Source organism: Nocardiopsis sp. NPDC049922 (genome assembly GCF_040660275.1).
Taxonomy (GTDB): domain Bacteria; phylum Actinomycetota; class Actinomycetes; order Streptosporangiales; family Streptosporangiaceae; genus Nocardiopsis.
In genome coordinates, this window is record NZ_JBFAME010000003.1 from 274,754 (window position 1) to 296,392 (window position 21,639).

The following is a 21,639-nucleotide window of genomic DNA, read 5'->3' on the forward strand; positions in this document are numbered from 1 at the left end:
CACACCGTAGAGGTGCCCCTCCGTGAAGTCGGCTACTCCTCCGTGGGCGTGCGGCGTCCGCGCCGGGGGGACACCGTGCGCCGTGGCGCGTCCCGCGGAAAACCGTTGGCGACCTGCCCGGGGCTCCTGATAGGCAGACTGTCATGACGCAGACTTCCGAACCCGACCAGAGCCGGACCCCCGCCACGGAGTGGACGGTACGCGGCAGCGACCGAGACGAGTTCCCCGAGGTGGCCCGCGTGGTGGGGGAGGCGCTCTTGGCGCCGGAGACGGCGGAGGAGCGGCTCGAGTCCATCCGCCCGCTCATCGACGCGCACGGGTACGACCGCATCCTGGTGGCGACGGACGGGGACGAGGTCGTCGGAGCCGTCAACGCCTTCCCGTTCGAGATGACCATGCCCGGCGGCCCGAGGCCGGTCGCGGGTGTCACCGGGGTGGGCGTGTGGCCCACCCACCGCAGGAGGGGCGTGCTGAGCGCGCTCATGCGCCGCCAGCTCCGCGACCTGCGCGACCGGGGCGAGAGCCTCGCGGCGCTGTGGGCGTCGGAGGGCGGCATCTACGGCCGCTTCGGCTACGGCGCGGCCTCGATGGAGGCGGAGTTGACCGTCGCCCAGCCCCACTCCGCGCTCATCCCGGACGCTCCCCGCGACCCCGCGCTCACCCTGCGCCTGCTCGGTGCGGAGGAGGCGCGCGACCAGGTCGCCGAGGTGTTCCGGAGACAGGCCCCCGCCCAGATCGGCCGGTTCCAGCGCGAGGAGGTCTGGTGGGACCGGGCGCTCAAGGACACCCGGGACGCGCGCGGTGACCGCAGCGCCCTGAAGGTGGCCCTGGTCAGCGACGCCGACGGGCCGGTGGGGTACGCCCTGTACCGCACCCGGGCCGAGTACGGCCAGGCGGGCTGGTACAGCGAGTTGCGGGTGAACGAGCTGGTCGCCGCGACGCCCGCCGCGCGCGTGGCCCTGTACGACCACGTGTTCAACCGCGACCTGGTCGCCAGGGTGGTCGTGGAGAACACCGCCGTGGACGACCCGCTGTGGAACCTGCTGGCCGACCGGCAGCGGATCGGAGCGGTGCCGATCACGGCCCTGTGGATGCGGCTGGTGGACGTGCCCGCCGCCCTGGTCGGGCGCTCCTACGCGGCGCCGGTCGAGACGGTGGTCGAGGTCGCCGACCGGTACGCGCCATGGAACGCCGGGCGGTGGCGGATCAAGGCCGACGAGGACGGCGCCGGCGTCGAGCTCACCGACGACGCCCCGGACCTGTCCCTGGACGTGTCCCATCTGGGGGCGGCCTTCCTGGGCCAGCACACGCTCGCCGCCCGGGTGGCGGCGGGGGTGGTCACCGAGCACACTCCCGGCGCGGCCGCCCGGTTGGACGCGGCACTGCGCGTGCCCCACGCTCCCGTGTGCGGCATGATCTTCTAGGCGGTCGAGGGGTTCTGGGCGCTCCCGTGCTTCGGGGGCGCCGGAACCGCTGGCCGCCGCCGATCCGCCGACGGGCCGGGCGGCGTGTGGAGTCGACGCGTCCCGGGTAGGGCTCCACCGTCAGACACAACGCTGTGCTACTCATCAGACACGGAGGGCGATGTCCGGTGCGATGGGCCTCGGCCCGCGACCGCCCTGGGCCGTCGTCGGGACCACCCGAGCCGTGGAGGAGAGGGGCCGGCGACGGGCGCAGGGGAGCTGGAGACATGCACGCGACTGTGGGGGACCGGGTCCGGATCAAGGGCAGGATCGTCGGCATGAGGGAACACGTCGGCGAAATCCTCGAGGTCCGCGGGTCGCGGGGGGAACCGCCCTACGTGGTGAGGTTCGACGACGGGCACGAGTCCCTGATCTTCCCGGGGCCCGACTGCGTCATCGAGCAGCGTGGCCCGGTGGACTGACCCAGCACGTGCGGTGACTCTGGGCGTATCCGGAGGCCGGGCACGCCCAGAGATGCCCGGGAGGCTCAGCAGTCCCTAAGTCAACGCCTTGACCAGGCGGTCCACGTCGTCCTCGTCGTTGTACAGGTGGAACGACGCGCGCAGGCGTCCGTCCCGCAGGGCGGTGACGATCCCCGCCTCCGCCGCGCGTCGGGCGGCCTCCTCGGACACCTCCAACGAGACGATCGCCGACCCGGCCGGTTCCAGGCCCATGGCGGTCCGCAACCGGTCGCCCAGGGCGGTGTCGTGCGCACGGATCGTCTCCACGCCGACCTCCTCGATCAGCTCCAGCGCCGGGAGCAGCCCGTACCAGGCGGGCCACACCGGCGCGAGGTCCAGACGGCGCGGCGCGTCGGCCAGTCGCAGCGGCCCTCCGTACAGCGAACTCCACGGGTCGGCGCCCGCGAACCAGTTCGGCGCGAGCGGTCGGAGCGTGGCCAGCGCCCCGGGCGTGCCGGTCAGGAACGCGGCTCCGCGCGGACCGAGCGCCCACTTGTACGTGCTGCACACGGTGAAGTCGACGCGGTCCGCGGGCAGGGGGAGCCAGCCGAAGGACTGCGTCGTGTCCAGCATCAGCCGGGCGCCGTGGTCGGCGCACGCCGTGACCAGGTCCGCCAGGGGCGCGATCGCGCCGTCGGCGGACTGGACGGCGGCCACGGCCACCAGGGACGTGCCCGGGCCGACCTCGTCGGGCAGACGGTCCAGGGGGACCTCGCGCACGCGGATCCCCTCGGTCTCCCGGGCCATGAACGGGAAGACCACGGAGGTGAACTCGTTCTCCGCGACCAGGACCTCCGAGCCGACGGGCAGGCTCGCGGCGATCGTCCCGGCGAACTGGGACACGTGGGTGCCCACGGCGATCCGCTCGGCGGGGACGCCGACCAGGCGGCCGTAGGCGGAGCGGGCGGACTCGACGACGCTGTCGGCGTCCTTGGGCTGGAAGCGGCCCGCGGCCACCTCGTGGGTGAGCCGGTCCAGGGCCTGTCGTGCCCGGAGGGGCGGGAGCCCGTGGGTGGCGGTGTTGAGGTAGGTCACCTCGGGGGAGAACTGCTGTCGGGCGGCGTGCAGGCGGGCACGGCTGGTGTCGGTCATGCCTTGATGCAAACAGTCGGGGAGGGGCGGCTCAAGGGCCAATCCGGGCCGAAGTGGTGTGCCCCGCCGGGACGTGTCAGCTGCGGAACTTGGCCCGTGCGGTGGTGGATCCGGCCATGAGCTTGTTGAGCAGGCGGACCAGTTCGTGGCGTTCGTCGGGTTCGAGGGCCTCGGCCCAGGCGCTCTCGCGTCGGTTGTGGGCGCGGAACCCGCCGAGGATCGCGCCGTAGCCCGCCTCGGTGAGGCTGAGTTGGAGGGCTCGGCGGTCGTGTTCGGAGCGTTCGCGCACGATGAGTCCGTCGCGTTCGAGGGTGTTGAGCAGGGCCGACAGGGCGGCGCGGCTCATTCCGGAGATCTCGGCGGTGGTCTTGGCCTCCATCGGTCCGGCCAGCCAGAGCGCGAAGATCACCCGGAAGCCCGGCCAGGTCAGGCCCCGGGGCCGGTGGACGGACGACTCCAGATCGTAGATGACCATGCTCGTCGCCCGGTTGAGGGTCAGGACCATGCGCATCGCCTCCGCGTCGACGGAGGGCAGCTCTCGTTCCGCCTTCTGCACCGCGTAGTCGACGAAGGACCAGAAGGTGAGATCGCTTGGGGGAGCGGTGTTATGGGTCACCCGACCAGCCTAGTGCCTGGATCCGGGCGCGGAGTGGCCGACGCGTGCCCGTCTCGTTTGTGGCGCGTGGCGGGTCGGCGGTCGTGGTGAGCGGCCCGCGAGGGGTGTGATGGGTACCCTCGTGTTGTGATCTGCATCACTGGACGATGGGCCGCGACCCCCTTGGCCGTGTGGTGCAGGGCACGTTATGGTCGGAATCATCAAAGGTTTGATCAATTGGGCGGCCGACCGCCGTCCGTGAGCGAGTGAAGGGTCCATCGACCATGGCCAAGCCGTTCGCCTCGTCCGCCGACACCGAGGCCAAGCAGCAGACACTGGAGGTCCTGGCCGACGGCGTCTACGCGCTCACCGCCGAGGGCGACCCCAACGTGGGCGCGATCGAGGGTGAGGACTTCGTCGTCGCGTTCGAGGCCCTGGCCACCCCCGCCGCCGCACGGGACTGGCTCGCCCTCCTGCGCGAGCACACCGACAAGCCGGTCCGCTACCTCGTGCTCTCGCACTACCACGCCGTCCGCGTCCTGGGCGCCAGCGCCTTCGACGCCGACATCATCCTCACGCACGAGAAGACCCACGAACTCATCCGCGAGCGCGGCGAGGAGGACTGGGCCAGCGAGTTCGGCCGCATGCCCCGCCTGGCCAAGGACCCCGACTCGGTCCCCGGCCTGACCTGGCCCACCCAGACCTTCGCCGACCGCACCACCATCGACCTGGGCGGTGACCGCGGCGAACTGGTCCTGGAGTACTTCGGGCGCGGCCACACCGAGGGCGACATCGTCGCCTGGCTGCCCCAGCAACGGATCCTCTTCGCCGGTGACCTGGTCGAGGCCGAGGCCGCCCTGTACACCGGCGACGCCTTCCACCACGACTGGGCCGGGCCCACCCTCGACCGCGTCGCCGCCCTGGAGGCCGAGGTCCTCGTCGGCGGACGCGGGGCCGTCACGCGCGGCCGCGCCGCCGTCGACGCCGCCGTCGCCCAGACCCGCGGCTTCCTCACCACGATGATCCGCGAGGTCGGCGCCGTCCACGAGCGCGGCGGCACGCTCAAGGAGGCGTTCCAGGCCGCCCACACCGCCCTGGAGGGAACCTACGGCCACTGGCCCATCTTCGAGCACTGCCTGCCCTTCGACGTCTCGCGCCTGTGGGACGAGTTCTCCGGCATCGAGCGCCCCGTCATCTGGACCGCCGAGCGCGACCGCGAGGTCTGGGCCCAGCTCCAGGACTGACGCCGCCGCCATCCCCCTGACCAGCGCGCCCCGCACGGGCGCCCCACGCCGAACGGAGCCCACCATGCGCCCTCCAGCTCCACGTCCCCCCGCCGACACCGTCGCCGAACCCGTCCTGGTGCTCGGCGCGGGCCCGGTCGGCCAGACAGCGGCCCTGCTCCTGGCCCGGCGAGGGGTGCCCGTACGGGTCCTGGACACCCGCCCCGAACGCGACGCCGTCGGCTCCAAGGCCATCTGCCAGCAGCGCGACGTCCTGGACGTGTGGGACTGGCTCGGCGCCGGGGCCATCGCCGAGGAGGGGCTGACCTGGGACACCGCCCGCACCTTCTACCGCGACCGCGAGCTGTTCAGCGTCCGCCTCACCGACCCGGGCGCCTCGCCCCTGCCCCCGTTCGTCAACATCTCCCAGTCCCGCACCGAGGAGGTCCTCGACGCCCTCATGGCCGAGGCGGGCGTCGAGGTCCTGTGGAACCACCGCGTCACCGGGATCGCCCAGGACGACGACGGCGTCGACGTGCGCTGCCAGACCCCCGGCGGCGAGGTCGTGCTGCGCGGCTCCCACGCCCTGGCCTGCCTCGGCGCCCACGGCGGCATCGTCCGCGACGCGCTCGGGCTCGGCTTCGAGGGCACCTCGTTCGACGACCGCTTCCTCATCTGCGACATCCGCGCCGACCTGCCCGGCTGGGAGCGCGAACGCCGCTTCTACTTCGACCCCGAGTGGAACCCCGGCCGCCAGGTGCTCATCCACCCCTGCCCCGACTCGGTCTTCCGCATCGACTGGCAGGTCCCCGCCGACTTCGACCTCGACCGCGAACGCGACAGCGGCCGCCTGGACGCGCGCATCCGCCAGATCATCGGCGACACCCCCTACGAGATCGTCTGGCACTCGGTCTACCGCTTCCACACCCGCGTCGCCGACCGCATGCGCGCGGGGCGCGTCCTCCTCGCCGGCGACTGCGCCCACCTCGTCGCCCCCTTCGGCGCCCGCGGCCTCAACTCCGGTGTCCAGGACGCCGAGAACGCCGCCTGGAAGCTCGCCTACGTGCGCGCCGGATGGGCGGGCGAGGAACTCCTGGAGAGCTACCACACCGAGCGCCACGCCGCCGCCCTGGAGAACGCCGAGATCACCAGCGCCACCATGCGCTTCCTCGTCCCCCACGGCCCCGAGGAGCACGACCGGCGGCTCACCGTCCTCGAACGCGCCCTCACCGACCCCGCCGCCCACCCCCGGGTGGACTCCGGCCGCCTGGCCGAACCCTTCTGGTACACCGACTCCGCCCTCACCACCCCCTGCCCCGACCGTCCGTTCGGCGGTCGCCCCCCGCGCGGCCGGACCCCCGACCCCTGCCCCGGCGTCATCCTGCCCGACGCCCCCGCCGCCCTCCCCGGCGCCGGGGAACCCACCCGCGTGCGGAACCTGCTGCGCGAGGGGATCACCCTCCTGCTCGGCCCCGCCCCCGAGAACGAGGACCCGGGCGCCCTCCTCGACCGGGTGCGCGCCGCCGCCGAACGCGCCTGCCCCGCCCCGACCGCCGCCCTGTACCTGGCCGACGTCGACGCCACCGGCGCCCTCACCCGCGCCCTGGACCCGGAGCCCGGGCAGGTGTGGATCGTGCGCCCCGACGCGCACGTGGCCGCCGTCGTCCCCGGAACCGACTCCGGCGCCGTCCACACGGCGGTGCGCGCCGCTCTCGGACACGGTCCCGACCAGGCCACCCGCGACACCCGTCGCCCGCAGACCACGACCACCCGCTGATCCCGACCAGCCACGGCTTCGGCCGACCGGCTCGACGACCACGGTAAGGAGATCACCGCCATGGCCCACTACCGGAAGGTGGGCGAGGTGCCCCGCACCCGCCACACCCAGCACCGCACCCCGGACGGCGGCCTCTACTACGAGGAGCTGATGGGGGAGGAGGGCTTCTCCAGCGACTCCTCGCTCCTGTACCACCGCGCGATCCCGTCGGCGATCGTCGACGCCGCCGAGTGGGAGCTGCCCGACCTGACCCGCACCCGCAACGCGCCCATGGTGCCCCGCCACCTGAGGCTGCACTCGCTCTTCGCCGACCAGGACTGGAAGGCCGCCGACGTCGTCGAGTCGCGCCGCCTGGTCCTGGGCAACGACGACGTGCGCATCTCCTACGTCGTCGCCGGGGCGCCCTCGGAGCTGTACCGCAACGGCATCGGCGACGAGTGCGTCTACGTCGAGTCCGGCGAGGCCCGGGTGGAGACCGTCTTCGGCGCCCTCGACGTCGGCCGCGGCGACTACGTCATCCTGCCGCGCGCCACCACCCACCGCTGGGTGCCCACCGGCGACGGCCCGCTGCGCGCCTACGTCGTGGAGGCCAACAGCCACATCGCGCCGCCCAAGCGCTACCTGTCGCGCTACGGGCAGTTCCTCGAACACGCGCCCTACTGCGAACGCGACCTGCGCGGGCCCTCCGAGCCCCTGCTCGCCGACGGCGAGAACGTGGACGTGCTCATCAAGCACCGCGGCGACGGCCCCGGCGGCATCTCCGGCACCCGCTACACCTACCCCACCCACCCCTTCGACGTCGTGGGCTGGGACGGGTGCCTGTACCCGTACGTGTTCAACATCGACGACTTCCAGCCGATCACCGGCCGCGTCCACCAGCCGCCGCCCGTCCACCAGGTGTTCGAGGGGCACAACTTCGTCATCTGCAACTTCGTGCCCCGCAAGGTGGACTACCACCCCGAGTCCATCCCCGTGCCCTACTACCACTCCAACGTGGACTCCGACGAGGTCATGTTCTACTGCGGGGGCGACTACGAGGCCCGCAAGGGCTCCGGGATCGGCCAGGGGTCGATCTCCCTGCACCCCGGCGGCCACTCGCACGGACCGCAGCCGGGCGCCTACGAGCGCAGCGTCGGGGTGCACTACTTCGACGAACTCGCCGTCATGGTCGACACCTTCCGCCCGCTCGACCTGGGCGAGGGCGGCCTGGCCAGCGACGACGGCGGCTACGCCTGGACCTGGGCCGGAGGGAGGAGGGACCGGTGACCCACCCCCTCTACCGCCGCCTGTTCGACGACGCCGCGCTCTTCCCGCCCGGCAACGCGCCCATGGGCGAGGCGGTGCCCGCCCACCGCGGGTACCGCTCGGGGTGGCGCCGCGACCACGTCGGTCCGTTCCTGGTCGCCGACGGCCGCGTGGCCGAACTCCGCGCCGTCCTGGCCCGGGAGGAGGACCCGCCCGGGCCCCTGGCCGTCGCGGTCACCGTGCCCGGCGGCCCCGACGGCATCGGCGCCGCAGTGGAATCCGTCCTCGCCGACCCCGCACTGCGGCTGGTCGGGGTCGAGGCCGCCGCCGCGCCCGGCGCCGCCGGGGCCGTCGCCGAGCGGCTCACCCGCCACCTGCCGTCGGGCGCGTCCGGGTTCGTGGAGGTCTCCCGCGAGGGCGACGTGCGCGCCGACCTGGACGCCCTGACCGGCACCGGCCACAGCGCCAAGTTCCGCACCGGCGGCCTCACCCCCGAGGCCCACCCCGACGAGGCCGAACTCGCCGTGTTCACGGCCGCCGCCGTGTCCCGCGACCTTCCGTTCAAGTGCACCGCCGGGTTGCACCACGCCGTCCGCCACACCACCGGCGAGGGCTTCGAACAGCACGGGTTCCTCAACCTGCTCGTCGCCACCGCCGCGGCCCTCGACGGCGCCGGAACCGACGACCTGGCCGGGATCCTGGCCGACCGCGACGGCGCCGCCCTGGTCGACGCCGCGGCCCGGCTGACCCCCGACCGGGCCGAGGCCGTCCGCGCGCGGTTCCTCTCCTTCGGCACGTGCAGCGTCGTCGAACCCCTGGAGGACCTGGTCGTCCTCGGCGCCCTCACCCCCGAGGCCCGGCCGCACTGACCGCCACCACAGAAAGCAGCGATGATGCCCGACACCTGGCTCGACCTAAACCCGGACGCGCCGTTCGGCCCGGCCACCCTGCCCTACGGGGTGTTCAGCACCGACGCCGACCCCGCGCCGCGCACGGGCGTGGCGATCGGTGACCACGTCCTGGACCTCGGCGCCGCCGCCCGCGCCCTGGGCGCGCCGTTCGCCGACACCGTCGCCCAGTCGAACCTCGACGCCCTCCTGGCCGCCGGGAGACCCGTCTGGGATGCGGTGCGTTCCGCCCTGACCACGTGGTTCACCGATCCCGCCCACGCCGACGCGATCCGCCCGCACCTCGTCGACCGGTCCCGGGCGCGCCCGCACCTGCCGTTCACGGTCGCCGACTACGTGGACTTCTACGCCTCGGAGCACCACGCGAGCAACGTCGGTCGGATGTTCCGTCCCGACCAGGAGCCCCTCACCCCCAACTGGAAGCACCTGCCCATCGGGTACCACGGCCGGTCCGGCACCGTCGTGGTCTCGGGGACCGACATCGTGCGCCCCACCGGCCAGCGCAAGCCCCCCACCGAACCCACACCCCTCTTCGGGCCCTCCGCACGGCTGGACATCGAGGCCGAGGTGGGGTTCGTCGTCGGGACGCCCAGCCCCATGGGGGAGCGGGTCGCCGTGGACGACTTCGCCGACCACGTGTTCGGGGTGTTCCTCCTGAACGACTGGTCCTCGCGCGACCTCCAGGCCTGGGAGTACGTGCCGCTGGGGCCGTTCCTGGGCAAGTCCTTCGCCACCTCGATCTCCCCGTGGATCGTGCCGCTGGCCGCGCTGGAGTCGGCCCGCGTCGAGCAGCCCACGCAGGACCCCGAACCGCTGCCCTACCTGCACGGCGGCCAGCCGTGGGGGCTGGACCTGGACCTGGAGGTGCGGATCAACGGGCATGTGGTCTCGCGTCCGCCGTTCGCCACGATGTACTGGACGGCGGCGCAGCAGCTCGCGCACATGACCGTCAACGGCGCGTCGCTGCGGACCGGGGACGTGTACGCCTCCGGCACGGTCAGCGGGCCCGAGCGCGAACAGCGCGGGTGCCTGCTGGAGCTGACCTGGAGCGGCAAGGAGCCGTTGCGGCTGCCGGACGGGACCGAGCGGACGTTCCTGGAGGACGGCGACGAGGTGGTCATCACCGCGACCGCGCCCGGCCCGGACGGGAGCCGGGTGCACTTCGGCGAGGTCACCGGCCGGATCCTGCCCGCGCGCTGACGCACGGGCGGCGGCCCCGCGCACCCCCCGGGGAATGCGCGGGGCCGCCGCCCACGGGTGTCCAACATTCGTTGTACTGTGTCGATATGAGCACGGGATTTCGACCCACGGAAGCGGATAGGCGACTCATCGAACGCCTGAGGAGTCCGGGGGAGTCGACCAGTGAACTGATTCGGCGCGGACTGCGCTCTCTGGCCAGGGAAGAGGAGCGGCGCAGAGCCTACGAGGACATGGTGCGGATCGCGGAGTCGGGTGAGAACCCCGCCGACGAACCGGACGAGTGGGAGTACACAGCGGACGGCCGCATCCGCGTCGTCGGCACGGACACCACGGTCAACGCGCGCCAGGAGGAGGGGCGGTGATCCGAGGCGCCGTCCATCCGATCGAACTGGGGGAGGCCAAGCGTGGCCACGAGCAACGTGGACGTCGCTTGGGCGTCGTCGTCAGCGACGGTCCCCGTCTGTGGTCCACCGTGACCGTCGTGCCCACGTCCACCAGTGCCCAGGACGCTCTGTTCAGGCCCCGGTTGCACATCGCCGGTCGCGACACCCTGGCCCTCACCGATCAGATCCGCACCATCGACGCGAGCTATGTCATCGGTGACCAGGTCGGTTATCTGGACCACACCGAGATGGCGCAGGTCGAGTACGCACTGGGCCTGTGGCTGGGACTGAGCATCGACCTGGGTTTGTAGGACGCACCATCGCGGCACCGGTCCACGTCCGGAGGGCGGCACGGAACCCGGACCGGCACTCGGGCTCCACAGGACGCGGTGGCGTCCGCGCAACCGTCGGAGTGTCCGCCGCGTCGTAGGTGCGACGCGTGTCTCCCGCACGCGACGGCATGGAAGGTCGCGGCCCCCGATGAAGCTCGAGAAGCACTACGACGGCACACGCCCCGTGTTCGATCCGACCCTCCCCGAAGCGATGCTCCAGGGCCTGCGCGCGGAATCGGTGGAGATCCAGGAGGCACCGGCGGGGTCGCGGCCCCGATTGCTGCGGACTCGACGGGAGCGCCTGATCACGGGTGGGGCGGCCTTCACCGCGACGCTGATCGCGATGGCCGTGTGTCTCTTCGTCCTGGACGCGACCGGGTGGTCTGTCCTGGTCGGTGTCACAGGGATGTTCCTATACATTCCGCTCCACCTGCCCAAGGGCGGGATCAAGGAAGAACTCACGTACCTGTTTATGGGGTGCCTGACATCCTTGGGCGGCTTGGGGGCGGTCACCCTCGGAGTCTTCCACCCCTCTCTCGCGGTCCTCGCTCCCTGCCTTCTGATCCACCTCGTGCGCTACCCGTACTTCGTGTACCTGGGGGAGAGGGCGGTGTACGTCGTGCCCGCGGACCGGTTCGTCGACCCGTCCACGCTCGGAATCGGGGAACGCAAGAAGCTGCGTTGGATCCGGAACGCGTGTGATCGGGTGGAGCGGGCCGAGCGGCTGATCCCGGGTTTCGACGGCCGGTCGGCGCTCATCGTCCTCCGCGAGGAGGAATGGATCGTGGCACGCGACCTGGCCCGGATCGCGCCGCTCAGCGCGAAGGTCGAGCGGTTCAAGGCCGAAGCCGCCTCCGACCGGGTCCGTTCGGCTGTGCGTCCCCAGGTGGCGGCGGTGGAGGCCGCGAACCGTGGGGTGGAGCGGAGACGGGGACGGATCGCGGCGTACATGCGTCCGGTGGACGGGGCGCTCACCGCCTACCGGGAGTGGGAGCAGCTCTCCCAGCTGCCTGGAAGCGTCGACGACTACATCGACCTGATCGCGCGCGGTGGTTCCGATCCCGCGGGTCCGCTGCCGCACGACCTTCACGGGGATCCCGCGCTGCACGCCGCGCGGGACGCGGTCGACGAGCGCGTCCGCGAGGCCAACGAGGCCGCCGTCTGGCTGATCTCGGAGACCCAGGAGCACGGATAGAGCGCAGGGGGTCGCCACCACTGGGCGGGGCGTCGTGTCCGGTCGTGCTCCGCCCGGTGCCGTTCCCGGCGGCCGCCGGGAACGGCACCGTTCTTCCTGGCGGTGCTCCCGTTCGGGAAGGCTGGAACCGCCGGATCGCCAGTGGCGTCGTAGGTGCGACGCGTGTCTCCCGCACGCGACGGCATGGAAGGTCGCGGCCCCCGATGAAGCTCGAGAAGCACTACGACGGCACACGGCCCGTGTTCGATCCCACACTCCCCGCGGACATGCTCCAGGGTTTGCGGGTGGACACGGTCGAGATCCAGGAGGCACCGGCCGGGGCACGGCCCCGATTGCTGCGGACTCGGCGCGAGCGCCTGATCACGGGTGCGGTTCCCTTCACCATCACCCTGGTGGGGATGGCCGTGTGCGACTTCGTCCTGGGCCAGCTCGCGCTGTCCATCATGGTGGGCTTCCTGGGGCTGTTCCTCTACTTTCCGGTGCGGCTGTCGGAGGACGGTGTCAAGGAGGAGGTGTTCTCCCTCGGCTTCGGGCTCTTCTGGTTCCTGTTGGGAGTGTGGCTAAGCGGCTTCGGCGGAGCCTTCTTCCCCTTGCTGGTCGTTCATCTGCTGCGCTTCGGGCTCTTCCTCCTCCCGGGGAAGGCGGCGGAGTACGTCGTGCCCGCGGACCGGTTCGTCGACCCGTCCACGCTCGGATTCGAGGAGCGCAAGAAGCTGCGTTGGGTCCAGAACGCGTGTGATCGTGTGGAGCGGGCCCAGCGGCTGATCCCGGGCTTCGACGGCCGGTCGGCGCTCATCGTCCTCCGCGAGGAGGAATGGCTCGTGGGACGCGACCTGGCCCGGATCGCGCCGCTCAGCGCGGAGGTCGAGCGGTTGAAGGCCGAAGCCGCCTCCGACCGGGTCCGCGAGGCCATGCGTCCCCAGGTGGCGGCGGTGGAGGCCGCGTACCGCGAGGCGAGCCAGCGACTGACCCGCATCGGGCGGTACATGGGCCCGGTGGACGCGGCGCTCACCGCCTACCAGGAGTGGGAACAGCTCTCCCAGCTGGCCAGAGGCACGGACGGCTACACCGACCTGGTCGCGCACGGTGGTTCCGAGCCCGCGGGTCCGCTGCCGCACGACCTCCACGGGGATCCCGCGCTGCACGCGGCACGGACCGCGATCGGGGAGCGCGTCCGCGAGGCCCACGAGGCCGCCGCCTGGCTGGCGTCGGCGACCCGGGCGGACGGTTAGGGACCCCTGAGGCCGTCAGCGGTGGACGACGCGCGACGAGGCCGGGCCCCGCCCACCGCGCCTTCGGAGGTCACCGACGCTGGTCGGCCTCCATCATGCGGACCAGGAGGGTGGCCAGGCCGACCGCCGTGGTTCCCTCCCCGACGTCGTCACCGCCCTCGATGGTCCACTCCGCGCTGCGGTCGTCGCGGAGGTACGCCTCCAGGGTGAACCTTCCGCCCGGCCAGCTCACCGACAGGTGGGTGGTGTCGCCGTCGTCGGTCTCCACCCTCAGACCGGCGGCGCGCAGGAGTTCGGCGACGGTCTCGACGTACCGGTCGAGCTGGTCCTCGCTGAGCAGTTCGGGGGTCTCGTCGCCCATGTCCTCCCACATCATGAGGGCACGGGCATCGCTGCTCACTCACGCGTGGTGTCCTGGGCGGGGCCCTCGCAGTCCGCCGGACTGGACGTGGGGCGTCGCCGCGGACCGGCGATGTGTACGCCCCGGGTACGGTCAGCGGTCCCGAGCGCGGACAGCGCGGGTGCCCACTGGAGCTGGCGTGGAGCGGCAGGCATCCGTGTGCACTCCGGCGAGGTCACCGGCCTGATGCTTCCCGCTCGCCGTCAGGCGAGCTGCTGCGCCAGGGCGACGATGATGCCCTCGGGGCCGCGGACGTAGCAGAGCCGGTAGCTCTCCTCGTACCGCGCCACCTCACCGAGGAGTTCGGCGCCGTGGGCGCGCAGACGAGCCAGGACGTCGTCGATGTCGTCGACGGCGAACATGATGCGACGGATGCCCAGCGTGTGCGGTGGCGCGTTCTCCGGGGCGGCGCTGATCGCCGTCGGCGTGCGGAACTTCGTCAGCTCGATCCGGCCGTGGCCGTCCGGGGTCCGCATCATCGCGATGTCGACCCGGACGCCGTCGAGCCCGACGACCTGGTCCAACCATCGTCCCTCGGCCGGTGCCTCCCCCTCAAGCTCCATGCCGAGTTCGGCGAAGAAGGCGATGGCGGCTCCGAGGTCGTCGACGACGACACCGACGTGGTCCATCCGTTGAATCGTCATGCCCCAGAGCATAGGGCGGATGGCCGACGATCGGGCGCAGGAAGCGTGTGCGTCCACCGCGTGAGCCGTGCGGCCGTCGTGGATCCCGCCGAGCGGTTCGGGGATCGGCGGCCCCGCACCCGTGGACGACGCGGAGGCCGCCCCGGGCCCGGGGCCGGGGCGGCATCGTGGAGGTTCGGGGTCCGGGTCACTCGGGTCGACGGCTCACCGCCACGTCCACCTGGTTCACCGCGTTGGCCGACGCGATCGAGAACAGCAGGTGCGCCAGCTCGCCCTCGCTGAACCGCGCCCTGGCCTCCTCCCACACCCGGTCGGGCACGGGTCCGCGCCCGGTCACCGTCATGGCCTCGGCCAGATCCAGCGCCGCCCGCTCCTTGGGGGTGAACAGGTCGGTCTGCCGCCACACGGCGATCGCGTGCAGGCGGCGGTCGCTCTCGCCCTTCCCGGCGGCGGCCGCCGCGTGCAGGTCCACGCCGTGGGCGTTGCCGGTGAGCTGGGCCGTCCGAACCAGGACGAGTTCGGTGAGCAGGGGGTCCAGGAAGCCCACCGCCTTGTCGAGCAGGGCGGCCAGGGCCGTGTTCAGCTGCGGAGCCACCTGGCGCGGCTCCATACGGGGTTCGTAAGCAACGTCACTCATGGTGGAGAGGGTAGCGCGGTGTGTGACTTTCTGGGAGTGGTTTCCATGTTCACAAGTCCCGGAGGACCGCCACGAGCGCGTCGATCTCCTCGGGTGTGTTGTACACGTGCAGGCTCACCCGCACCGACCCGTCCCCCGGATCCGCCCCCGCCTGGCAGTGGCTGTCCGACCGGACCATGAACCCGTGGCTGAACAGGATGAACCCCAGGTCACCCGAGTCGATCCGCCGGTGCCGGAACGCGACGATCGACGAGCGTCGCTGCACGGGGGAGTCGTCGGCCAGACTCAACTGGCACCCCAGCACCTCGAAGGCCGGCAGCTCGCCCAACGCCTCGGTCAGCCGCGCCGCCAACCCCGCGCACCAGCGGTCGATCCGCGCCACCCCGGCCCCGTCCAACCAGTCCAGCGCCGCCGCCAGACTGGCGATGCCCACCGTGTTCGGCGTGCCGTCCCACCCGCCGGGGGCGAACCGCGGCCCCCGTGCCCGCCGTGACCACACCGCCCCGATCCCGGGCAGCGCCAGCGCCTTGTGTCCGGAGAACACGACGAAGTCCACGTCGAGCTCGGCCACCGACACCGGCAGGTGCCCCACGCTCTGCGCCGCGTCCAGGCAGATCACCGCGTCCGGACCGACCGCCTCGCGCACCCGGTGGACGTTCATGTCGCCCCCGTACACGTGGTGCACGTGGGTGAGGGCCACGAACCGCGTCCGGGGCCCGACCAGCGCGGCCAGGGCGTCGGTGTCGTAGTCGCCCGACCCGGCCTGCCGGGGCATCTCCACCACCCGCACCCCGATCCCGCGCCGCGCCAGCGCGTCGCGCGCCTCCAGCCACGGCGACAGGTTGGCCTGGTGGTCGGCGAACGGCACGACGATCTCGTCGCCGTCAGCCAGGAACGCCGTCAGCCAGTCGAGGGCGATCCTGCGCAGCCCCTCGGTCGTCCCGCTGACGAAGTGCACGGACGACCGCTCGGGCTCCGGGTCGTCGAGGAACGCCCTCACCCGATCACGCGTGCGCTCCACCATCGCCGTCGTCGCGTTCGCCCAGGGGTAGGTGCCCCGCCCGGCGTTGGCGTTGCCGGTCACCAGGTACTCCTGGACCGCGTCCAGCACGGCACGCGGCTTCTGCGAGGTGGCCGCGCTGTCCAGGTAGGCCAGATCGGGGTGCCCGGTGATGATCGGGAACTGCTCACGTAGGGACCGCTGCCAGTCCCCGAGCTCCTCCCACACCCGCCCCACGTCAGTCACGCACCAGCGGCGCACCGGCGTCGCGCCAGGCGATGATCCCGCCCGCCAGACTGCGCGCGTCGGTGTGTCCCATCCGCCTGAGCAGGGCGGCGTAGCGCGCCGACTGCTCGCCGACCGGGCACGCCAGCAGGACGGGCTGCCGTGTGCTGAACGGCAGCCCGCCGCGCAGCATCTCGTCGAACAGCTCGTCCACGATGTTGACCGACCCCTCGATGTGCAGCGCGGAGTAGGCGAACGGACTGCGCAGGTCGACGACGAGCGGCCGGCCCTCCGCGATCCAGGCGCGCGCCGCGTCGACCTCCAGCGCCGGTACGGCGAGCACCTCTTCCTCGGTCAGGCTCGCCACCGAGTTGGTCTCGGGCGGCCGGTGGAACAGGTCGGGACGCAGCCGCCGCACGTAGCTGAGGTAGCTCTCGCACCGGTCGCACACGATGAACACGGCCGTGGCCCGTCCGGTGAGCGTCGCGTCGATCCCGCGCAGGTGGCGCACGGCCCCGAAGTAGGCGGCCCCGCCCGTCGGACCGGACAGGATCCCGCACCGGCGCACGAGGGTCAGCATCCCCTCGACCGCGTCCTCGGCGCTGACGTCCTCGATCGTGTCGTAGACCGCCGGGTCGAACAGCCCCACCTCGTGCACCTCGTCGATGGTGCGGATACCCGGGATGAAGTCGGACTTGGCCCCGACCAGCCCGACCACGCGCGTCGCCGGGTCGTGTTCGCGCAGCACCCGCGCCACCCCGGTCGAGGAGCCCGCCGTGCCCACGCACGCCACGAAGTACTCCGGGGCGCGTCCGCCCAGGTCGGCGACGATCTCCGGCCCCGTCCCCGCCGCGTGCGCGTCGGCGTTGCGCGGGTTGAAGTACTGGTCGGTGTGCAGGTGGGCGCTGTCGGGCGCGGACAGTTCCTGGTGGATGAGGGTGAGCGGGTCGTCGGTCAGCGTCGGGTCCAGGCACTCGGTGCGCCCCGGCAGCTCCTCGATCTCCGCGCCCAGCAGCAGGAGCAGATCCTTGATCTCCGGCACCCGCATCCGGTTGGTCACGCTCCGGAACGGCAGCCCGTGCATGCCCGCGATGGCCGCCAGCGCCTTGGCCGTGTTGCCGCTGGACAGCTCCACGACCGTCGCGTCCGCCCGCTGGGCCTCGGCCAGCCCCGGCCGCGCCATGTTCCACGCCGCCCGGTCCTTGACCGACCCGAACGGGTTGAGCATCTCCAGCTTCGCGTACAGGTCGATGTTGCGCAGGCCGTGTACGGCCGGGTCGATGCGCACGAGCGGGGTGTCGCCGATGGCGTCGGTGATGCTGTCGTACCTCACGCCGACCTCCCTTCCGGACGCGAGACGGGGGAGTAGTGCTCGTCCAGGGTCCACCGCCAGCGTCCCGGCTCCCCGTCGACGGCGACCTTGCGCGCCGGGGGCTGGAGCTGGGCGTGCGTGGCGGCGAAGTCCATGCAGTAGCCCGCGGTGTTGGCGAAGGCCAGGAGATCGCCGGGCCGGGGTCGGCGGGGGAGGAAGACCCTGCGGCGGGTGATGAGATCGCTCTCCAGACACAGGCTGCCGGTGAGGAACACCCCGGCGGGCTCCTTGTCCTCGGTGTCGGGGCCGTCGCGCCCCGGATCGGGTTCGCCGCGGTCCAGCAGCAGTGGGTCGACGAGCACGCCGTGGTCCTCCAGACCGATGTCGGTGGCCTTGGCGGCGAGCCGCAGCATGGGTTCGCCCGCCCGCGTGCGACGGGTCTCCAGCACGCGCGCCAGGGTGAGGCCGCACTGGTCGAGCAGGGCGCGGCCGGGTTCGACGTACAGGTCGTAGAGGTTCTCCAGCAGCAGGGCGCCCAGCCCGCGGCCCAGGGTCGGCGCGGTCCGCGACAGCAGGGCGTCCAGGTAGGCGGGGCCCGCGTCGGGCCGGTGGGCCGGGTACAGGCCGAGCGAACCGCGAACGGCGCCGCCCTCGGCGCGCAGGCCGTAGCCGTGTCCGCCCCAGGTCAGCGGCGGTCGCTCGCCCAGGACGGCGCGGGTCAGCTCGGTGGTGTAACGGTCCCACTCGTCGCGGTCGTCGACGTAGCCCACCCCGAACCCGCCGCCGACGTCGACGACCCTGGGCTGGAACCCCCGGGCGCGCAGGGCGTTCATCGCGTGCAGGCACCCTTCGAGCGCGACGGCCTTCTCGTCGAGGCTGACGGTGTCCAGGTGGTAGGCGGTGCCGACGGGCTCGATCGCGTCACGGTGCCGTTCCAGGTCGTCCAGCAGACCGTCCAGCGCGGGGGCGGGCACGCCGAATCGGCTCTCGCGCGACCGGATGGCCACTCCCGGCGCGGTGAACCCGGACAGCCGGACCAGGACGCGTACCGGCGGCAGCCGGTGGGCGCGCACGAGCCCCGCGAGGGTGTCCAGCTCGGCGGGTCCGTCGATGTGGACGGTGGCCCCGACCAGTGCGGCCAGCCACAGGAAGTCGGTGTCCTTGGGGCCGGAGGCGACGATCCGCTCGCCGGTGAACCCGGAGCCGAGCACGTGCCGCAGTTCGCCGACCGAGGCGACGTCGACGCCCGCGCGGGTCGCCGCCAGCCGTCGGACCAGGGCACTGGAGCGGTTGGCCTTGTGCGCGAAGAACTCGCGTCCGTCCAGCCGGTGGGCGCGGCGGACGTCGGCGAAGCGCTCGGCGTTGGCCGCGATCCGGTCGGGTAACAGGACGTCGAGGGGGGAGCCGAGCGCGTCGGCCAGGGTGTGGAGGAGGTCGGACGAGCCCAGAAGGGGCGCCAGCGGGGGTTCCAGCCGCGGTCGCAGGTACAGGGGGGCCTCGTCCACCCGGCTCTTCCTCCCCAGAGCGGAACACTCTCGACGGTCCTCCCGACTCCTTTCCAGTTGCCGCGCGCCTTACCCCCGCATGACCGCCGCTTCACCGGACGTGGGGTCGCCGTGAAGAGGTCTTGCGAGGAAGGCGGTACCGCGACCCACGCAAACCGTGACCAGGGTCACATGTCTGGAGGCGGGACGGCGGGTACGCGGGCGAGGGGCGAGCGACGCGACGGTCGGCCGTCGCCGACGGTGTCCGAGTGTGGCCAAACGCCTGTGGAACCCCCGGCGGCCTGGTCATAATGAGGCTCCTTCCCGTCATCGGACACGGCTGGGAGATCCCCCATGGCGCCTTCGACGCACGGCCGACCCAGGACTCCGGATGACCCTCACGTCGGGGCGTGCCCCGCCCACCGCGGACGGCCGACTCGCGCCCCCGCGCTCCGGCGCCTCATGCGACGCCTCACCGCGGTGCTCGCCGCCGCTCCGCTCGTCCTCGGACCGGGCGGCGCTCCGGCCGCCGCGACCGACACCGACCCGGCCGCGCCCACGGTCGACCCCTTCATCGACCAGTTCACGCCGGATCCCGGTCTCCAGGAGACCCCCGAGGCGGAGCACGCGGCTCGGGAGGTGACGGCGCACGAGCACCTGTTGTGGGCGCCGACCTCGTCGATCGTCAGGACCATCGTGGTTCGGGACGCTCCGGCCTGCGCCCTCCCCGAGGGGGCGGAAGGTCCCTCGGCGGACGGGAGCAGGGGAGTACGGCTCAACGGCGCACTGGCCGTCGGCGAAGGACGCGAAGCCGTCCCGATTCCCGAACCGACCGTGTACTACGCCGATCCCGACGACCTCGTCATCGAGATCGACGAGGCGCTCCAGGCGCCTCCGGGGGAGACGGTCACGGTCACGGTCGAGTGCCTGACGACCGACGACACGTGGGTTCCGGTCGGCGAGGGATCATACTTCATCGAGTTCGGCACGGACGTCCTCCCCTTCGGCCTGGACTTCCCCACCGCGGTCGACTTCGGTCCGGTCGTGGAGAACGGGCGCGTGCCGCTCAGCCTCGCCGAGATCCCCGCCGACGGGCCGGTCGGATACCCCGTGACCGACCTGGACATCGCGGACGTGCGCGCGGGACTCGACGGGGAGCCAGCGACGGTCACGGGGACGGACGAGGACGCGGAGGTCGTGTTCCCGGAGGACGCGGAGCCGGGCCTGCACCTGCTGACCCTGAGCTACGCCGAGCCCGCACTCTGGGAGGTGACCGTGCCCGTCATCAACGGGTACGCCGCTCCCGCGGTCGAGCCGCCGCCGGTCGCGCAGGCCGAGGGCGACGGCGACGGCGTCCCCCGCCTGGAGGACCTGCGCACCGACCCCGTCACCCTCCTCATCGCGCTCGCCGTCACCACCGCGGCGATCGGCGTCGTGTGGCTGCTGGTCGGCTTTCCCTCCGACATCCTCAACAAGTCGATCGAGGGCAACCAGGGGCGCGTCCGCGGCTGGTGGAACCGCCTCCGCGCCTTCGTCACCGGCCGCCCAGGCGAGCGCCGCGCCCTGCTCACCCTGTCCGCGGGGACGGCCTTCGTCGTCTTCTGGATCCTGTCGGCGGCCCTGCCGGTGCTGCTCAACTGGAACCCCGCACCCGAGGCGACGCCGGTGCTGGACTTCCTCGGGCTCCTGATCGCCGTGTTCGCCGTCACCGTCGTCTACGCGTGGGTGGTCAACGCCCGCGACTGGTCGTGGTCCCAGGTCCCGGGGCGCTTCGAGGTCCTTCCCGCCGGACTGGCCATCGTCGCCGTGTGCTCGGCGGCCTCCGCGGCGGCGGACTTCGAGCCCGGGTACTTCTACGGCCTCATCGCGGGGTTCGCCGCCGTCGCCGACCGCGCCGCGAAGCTGGACCTGCCCGAGGCGGAGCGGGACGGCTTCGTCCGGGAGAACGAGGGCCGCGCCACCCGGCTCGGCGCCTTCAGCGTCCTCGTCCTGAGCGTCGTGTGCTACCTGTTCTGGAACTCCCTCAGCGCGGTCGTCGAGGACGGCGGCGCGCCCTTCGGCGTCCTGCTCATGGAGAAGGCGCTGTTCGCCACCACCGTGCTGGGCGTCCAGACCGTCGTCTTCGGGCTGCTGCCGATGCGGTTCCTCGACGGCCACCGGCTCTGGCGCTGGGGGCGGGCGCACTGGGCGCTGGCCTTCACCCCGGGCCTGTTCGTCTTCGTCTACCTGCTCCACATGCACCCCGACCAGGTGGCGGGCAAGACCGCGCCCGAGTCCCTCCTGTCGACGGCCGCGCTCTTCGTCGGGTTCGGAGTCCTGTCCCTGGTCGTCTGGGCCTTCTTCGTCTGGCGCGCCCGCCGCGCTCCCGCCGACCGGCCCCAGCCCGTCGCGGTGGCCGCGTCGACGCCCGGGGAGCCGTCCGCGACCGATCCCGCACGGGCGGCACGGGCCGATTCCGTCGAAGCGGACGCGGTCGCGCCGACGCCTTCGGAGGAGACGGACGAGCCCCTCACGGGCACGGACGAGGCCGCCCCGGAGGACGGCCACACGGAGCCGGTGCCCGTCGACCCCGAGCCGACGCCCCCTGAGCCCGCGTCCGGCCCGCCGGACACGGACCGAGCTGACCCCGTGGAACCCGAGGAGGACGGGTCCGACGAGGAACGGCCGTCGGAGGCTCACCGGGACACGACCGGCGAACCGGAGGAGCCCCCGCCCAGCGACCCCGACACCGACATCGACGGCGACCCCGCCGAGGCCACCGAACCGACCGCCGCTGATCCGACACCCGATGACGCCGTCCTCACCGAGGAGCGTTCCCGACAGGACTGACA

At 72.6% G+C, this 21,639-nt stretch carries 20 protein-coding genes; 12 read left to right on the plus strand and 8 right to left on the minus strand.

Going from position 1 to position 21,639, the window contains the following annotated elements:
• The first annotated feature begins 143 nt into the window (after window positions 1-143).
• Both AB0I72_RS07930 and AB0I72_RS07935 read left to right on the plus strand, forming a co-directional pair.
• Complete coding sequence (locus tag AB0I72_RS07930; protein ID WP_358564244.1) at window positions 144-1,424, plus strand: GNAT family N-acetyltransferase; 1,281 nt, start codon at window positions 144-146, stop codon at window positions 1,422-1,424.
• Between the two features lie 266 nt (window positions 1,425-1,690).
• Entirely contained in the window at window positions 1,691-1,885 is a 195-nt protein-coding gene (locus AB0I72_RS07935; RefSeq protein ID WP_358564246.1) for a DUF1918 domain-containing protein, read from the plus strand.
• 75 nt (window positions 1,886-1,960) lie between these two features.
• Here the strand turns inward: AB0I72_RS07935 and AB0I72_RS07940 are convergent, their stop codons facing one another.
• Together AB0I72_RS07940 and AB0I72_RS07945 are read right to left on the minus strand one after the other, a co-directional pair.
• On the minus strand, window positions 1,961-3,016 hold the full coding sequence (locus AB0I72_RS07940) for an aminotransferase class V-fold PLP-dependent enzyme (RefSeq protein ID WP_358564248.1): 1,056 nt from the start codon (window positions 3,014-3,016) through the stop codon (window positions 1,961-1,963).
• A 76-nt stretch (window positions 3,017-3,092) separates the two neighbouring features.
• Entirely contained in the window at window positions 3,093-3,632 is a 540-nt protein-coding gene (locus tag AB0I72_RS07945) for a MarR family winged helix-turn-helix transcriptional regulator (protein WP_358564250.1), read from the minus strand.
• 263 nt (window positions 3,633-3,895) lie between these two features.
• On the opposite strand from AB0I72_RS07945, the gene AB0I72_RS07950 reads away from it, so the two are divergent.
• The 9 genes from AB0I72_RS07950 (at window position 3,896) to AB0I72_RS07990 (ending at window position 13,106) form a co-directional block, all read left to right on the plus strand.
• Window positions 3,896-4,855 carry an MBL fold metallo-hydrolase gene (locus AB0I72_RS07950; protein ID WP_358564252.1) on the plus strand — a complete coding sequence of 320 codons (960 nt, stop codon included), beginning with the start codon at window positions 3,896-3,898 and terminating at the stop codon, window positions 4,853-4,855.
• A gap of 64 nt (window positions 4,856-4,919) precedes the next feature.
• Entirely contained in the window at window positions 4,920-6,611 is a 1,692-nt protein-coding gene (locus AB0I72_RS07955; RefSeq protein ID WP_358564254.1) for an FAD-dependent monooxygenase, read from the plus strand.
• A 60-nt stretch (window positions 6,612-6,671) separates the two neighbouring features.
• A complete protein-coding gene (locus tag AB0I72_RS07960; RefSeq protein WP_358564256.1) occupies window positions 6,672-7,877 on the plus strand; it encodes a cupin domain-containing protein in 1,206 nt (401 codons plus the stop codon).
• Window positions 7,874-8,725 (plus strand): hypothetical protein, encoded by an 852-nt coding sequence (locus AB0I72_RS07965; RefSeq protein WP_358564258.1) that lies wholly within the window; start codon window positions 7,874-7,876, stop codon window positions 8,723-8,725. The genes AB0I72_RS07960 and AB0I72_RS07965 overlap by 4 nt, the downstream gene beginning before the upstream one ends.
• Window positions 8,726-8,749: 24 nt before the next feature.
• Window positions 8,750-9,964, plus strand: coding sequence for a fumarylacetoacetase (fahA, locus tag AB0I72_RS07970; protein ID WP_358564595.1), 1,215 nt, complete (start codon window positions 8,750-8,752; stop codon window positions 9,962-9,964).
• An 86-nt stretch (window positions 9,965-10,050) separates the two neighbouring features.
• Window positions 10,051-10,326 carry a RuvA C-terminal domain-containing protein gene (locus AB0I72_RS07975; protein ID WP_358564260.1) on the plus strand — a complete coding sequence of 92 codons (276 nt, stop codon included), beginning with the start codon at window positions 10,051-10,053 and terminating at the stop codon, window positions 10,324-10,326.
• Entirely contained in the window at window positions 10,323-10,658 is a 336-nt protein-coding gene (locus AB0I72_RS07980; protein ID WP_358564261.1) for a type II toxin-antitoxin system PemK/MazF family toxin, read from the plus strand. Before AB0I72_RS07975 ends, AB0I72_RS07980 begins: the two co-directional genes overlap by 4 nt.
• Window positions 10,659-10,827: 169 nt before the next feature.
• On the plus strand, window positions 10,828-11,874 hold the full coding sequence (locus AB0I72_RS07985; protein ID WP_358564263.1) for a hypothetical protein: 1,047 nt from the start codon (window positions 10,828-10,830) through the stop codon (window positions 11,872-11,874).
• A 203-nt stretch (window positions 11,875-12,077) separates the two neighbouring features.
• Window positions 12,078-13,106, plus strand: a complete 1,029-nt coding sequence (locus tag AB0I72_RS07990; protein WP_358564265.1) for a hypothetical protein — start codon at window positions 12,078-12,080, stop codon at window positions 13,104-13,106.
• A 70-nt stretch (window positions 13,107-13,176) separates the two neighbouring features.
• Here the strand turns inward: AB0I72_RS07990 and AB0I72_RS07995 are convergent, their stop codons facing one another.
• The 6 genes from AB0I72_RS07995 to AB0I72_RS08020 all read right to left on the minus strand — a co-directional run bounded on the left by AB0I72_RS07995 (window position 13,177) and on the right by AB0I72_RS08020 (window position 18,829).
• Window positions 13,177-13,506 (minus strand): hypothetical protein, encoded by a 330-nt coding sequence (locus tag AB0I72_RS07995; RefSeq protein WP_358564267.1) that lies wholly within the window; start codon window positions 13,504-13,506, stop codon window positions 13,177-13,179.
• 203 nt (window positions 13,507-13,709) lie between these two features.
• Window positions 13,710-14,135 (minus strand): VOC family protein, encoded by a 426-nt coding sequence (locus AB0I72_RS08000; protein WP_358564597.1) that lies wholly within the window; start codon window positions 14,133-14,135, stop codon window positions 13,710-13,712.
• A gap of 202 nt (window positions 14,136-14,337) precedes the next feature.
• Window positions 14,338-14,787 carry a carboxymuconolactone decarboxylase family protein gene (locus AB0I72_RS08005; RefSeq protein ID WP_358564269.1) on the minus strand — a complete coding sequence of 150 codons (450 nt, stop codon included), beginning with the start codon at window positions 14,785-14,787 and terminating at the stop codon, window positions 14,338-14,340.
• A gap of 49 nt (window positions 14,788-14,836) precedes the next feature.
• The gene (locus AB0I72_RS08010; RefSeq protein WP_358564271.1) at window positions 14,837-16,033 is read right to left on the minus strand and encodes an aminotransferase class V-fold PLP-dependent enzyme; all 1,197 of its coding nucleotides are present in this window, start codon (window positions 16,031-16,033) and stop codon (window positions 14,837-14,839) included.
• On the minus strand, window positions 16,026-17,345 hold the full coding sequence (locus AB0I72_RS08015; RefSeq protein WP_358564272.1) for a pyridoxal-phosphate dependent enzyme: 1,320 nt from the start codon (window positions 17,343-17,345) through the stop codon (window positions 16,026-16,028). The genes AB0I72_RS08010 and AB0I72_RS08015 overlap by 8 nt, the downstream gene beginning before the upstream one ends.
• Window positions 17,342-18,829: a hypothetical protein gene (locus AB0I72_RS08020; protein ID WP_358564273.1), complete on the minus strand. Its 1,488-nt coding sequence runs from the start codon at window positions 18,827-18,829 to the stop codon at window positions 17,342-17,344. The genes AB0I72_RS08015 and AB0I72_RS08020 overlap by 4 nt, the downstream gene beginning before the upstream one ends.
• Window positions 18,830-19,270: 441 nt before the next feature.
• Between AB0I72_RS08020 and AB0I72_RS08025 the strand changes: the two genes are divergently transcribed.
• Entirely contained in the window at window positions 19,271-21,637 is a 2,367-nt protein-coding gene (locus AB0I72_RS08025; protein WP_358564275.1) for an FGLLP motif-containing membrane protein, read from the plus strand.
• The last annotated feature ends 2 nt before the right edge of the window (window positions 21,638-21,639 follow it).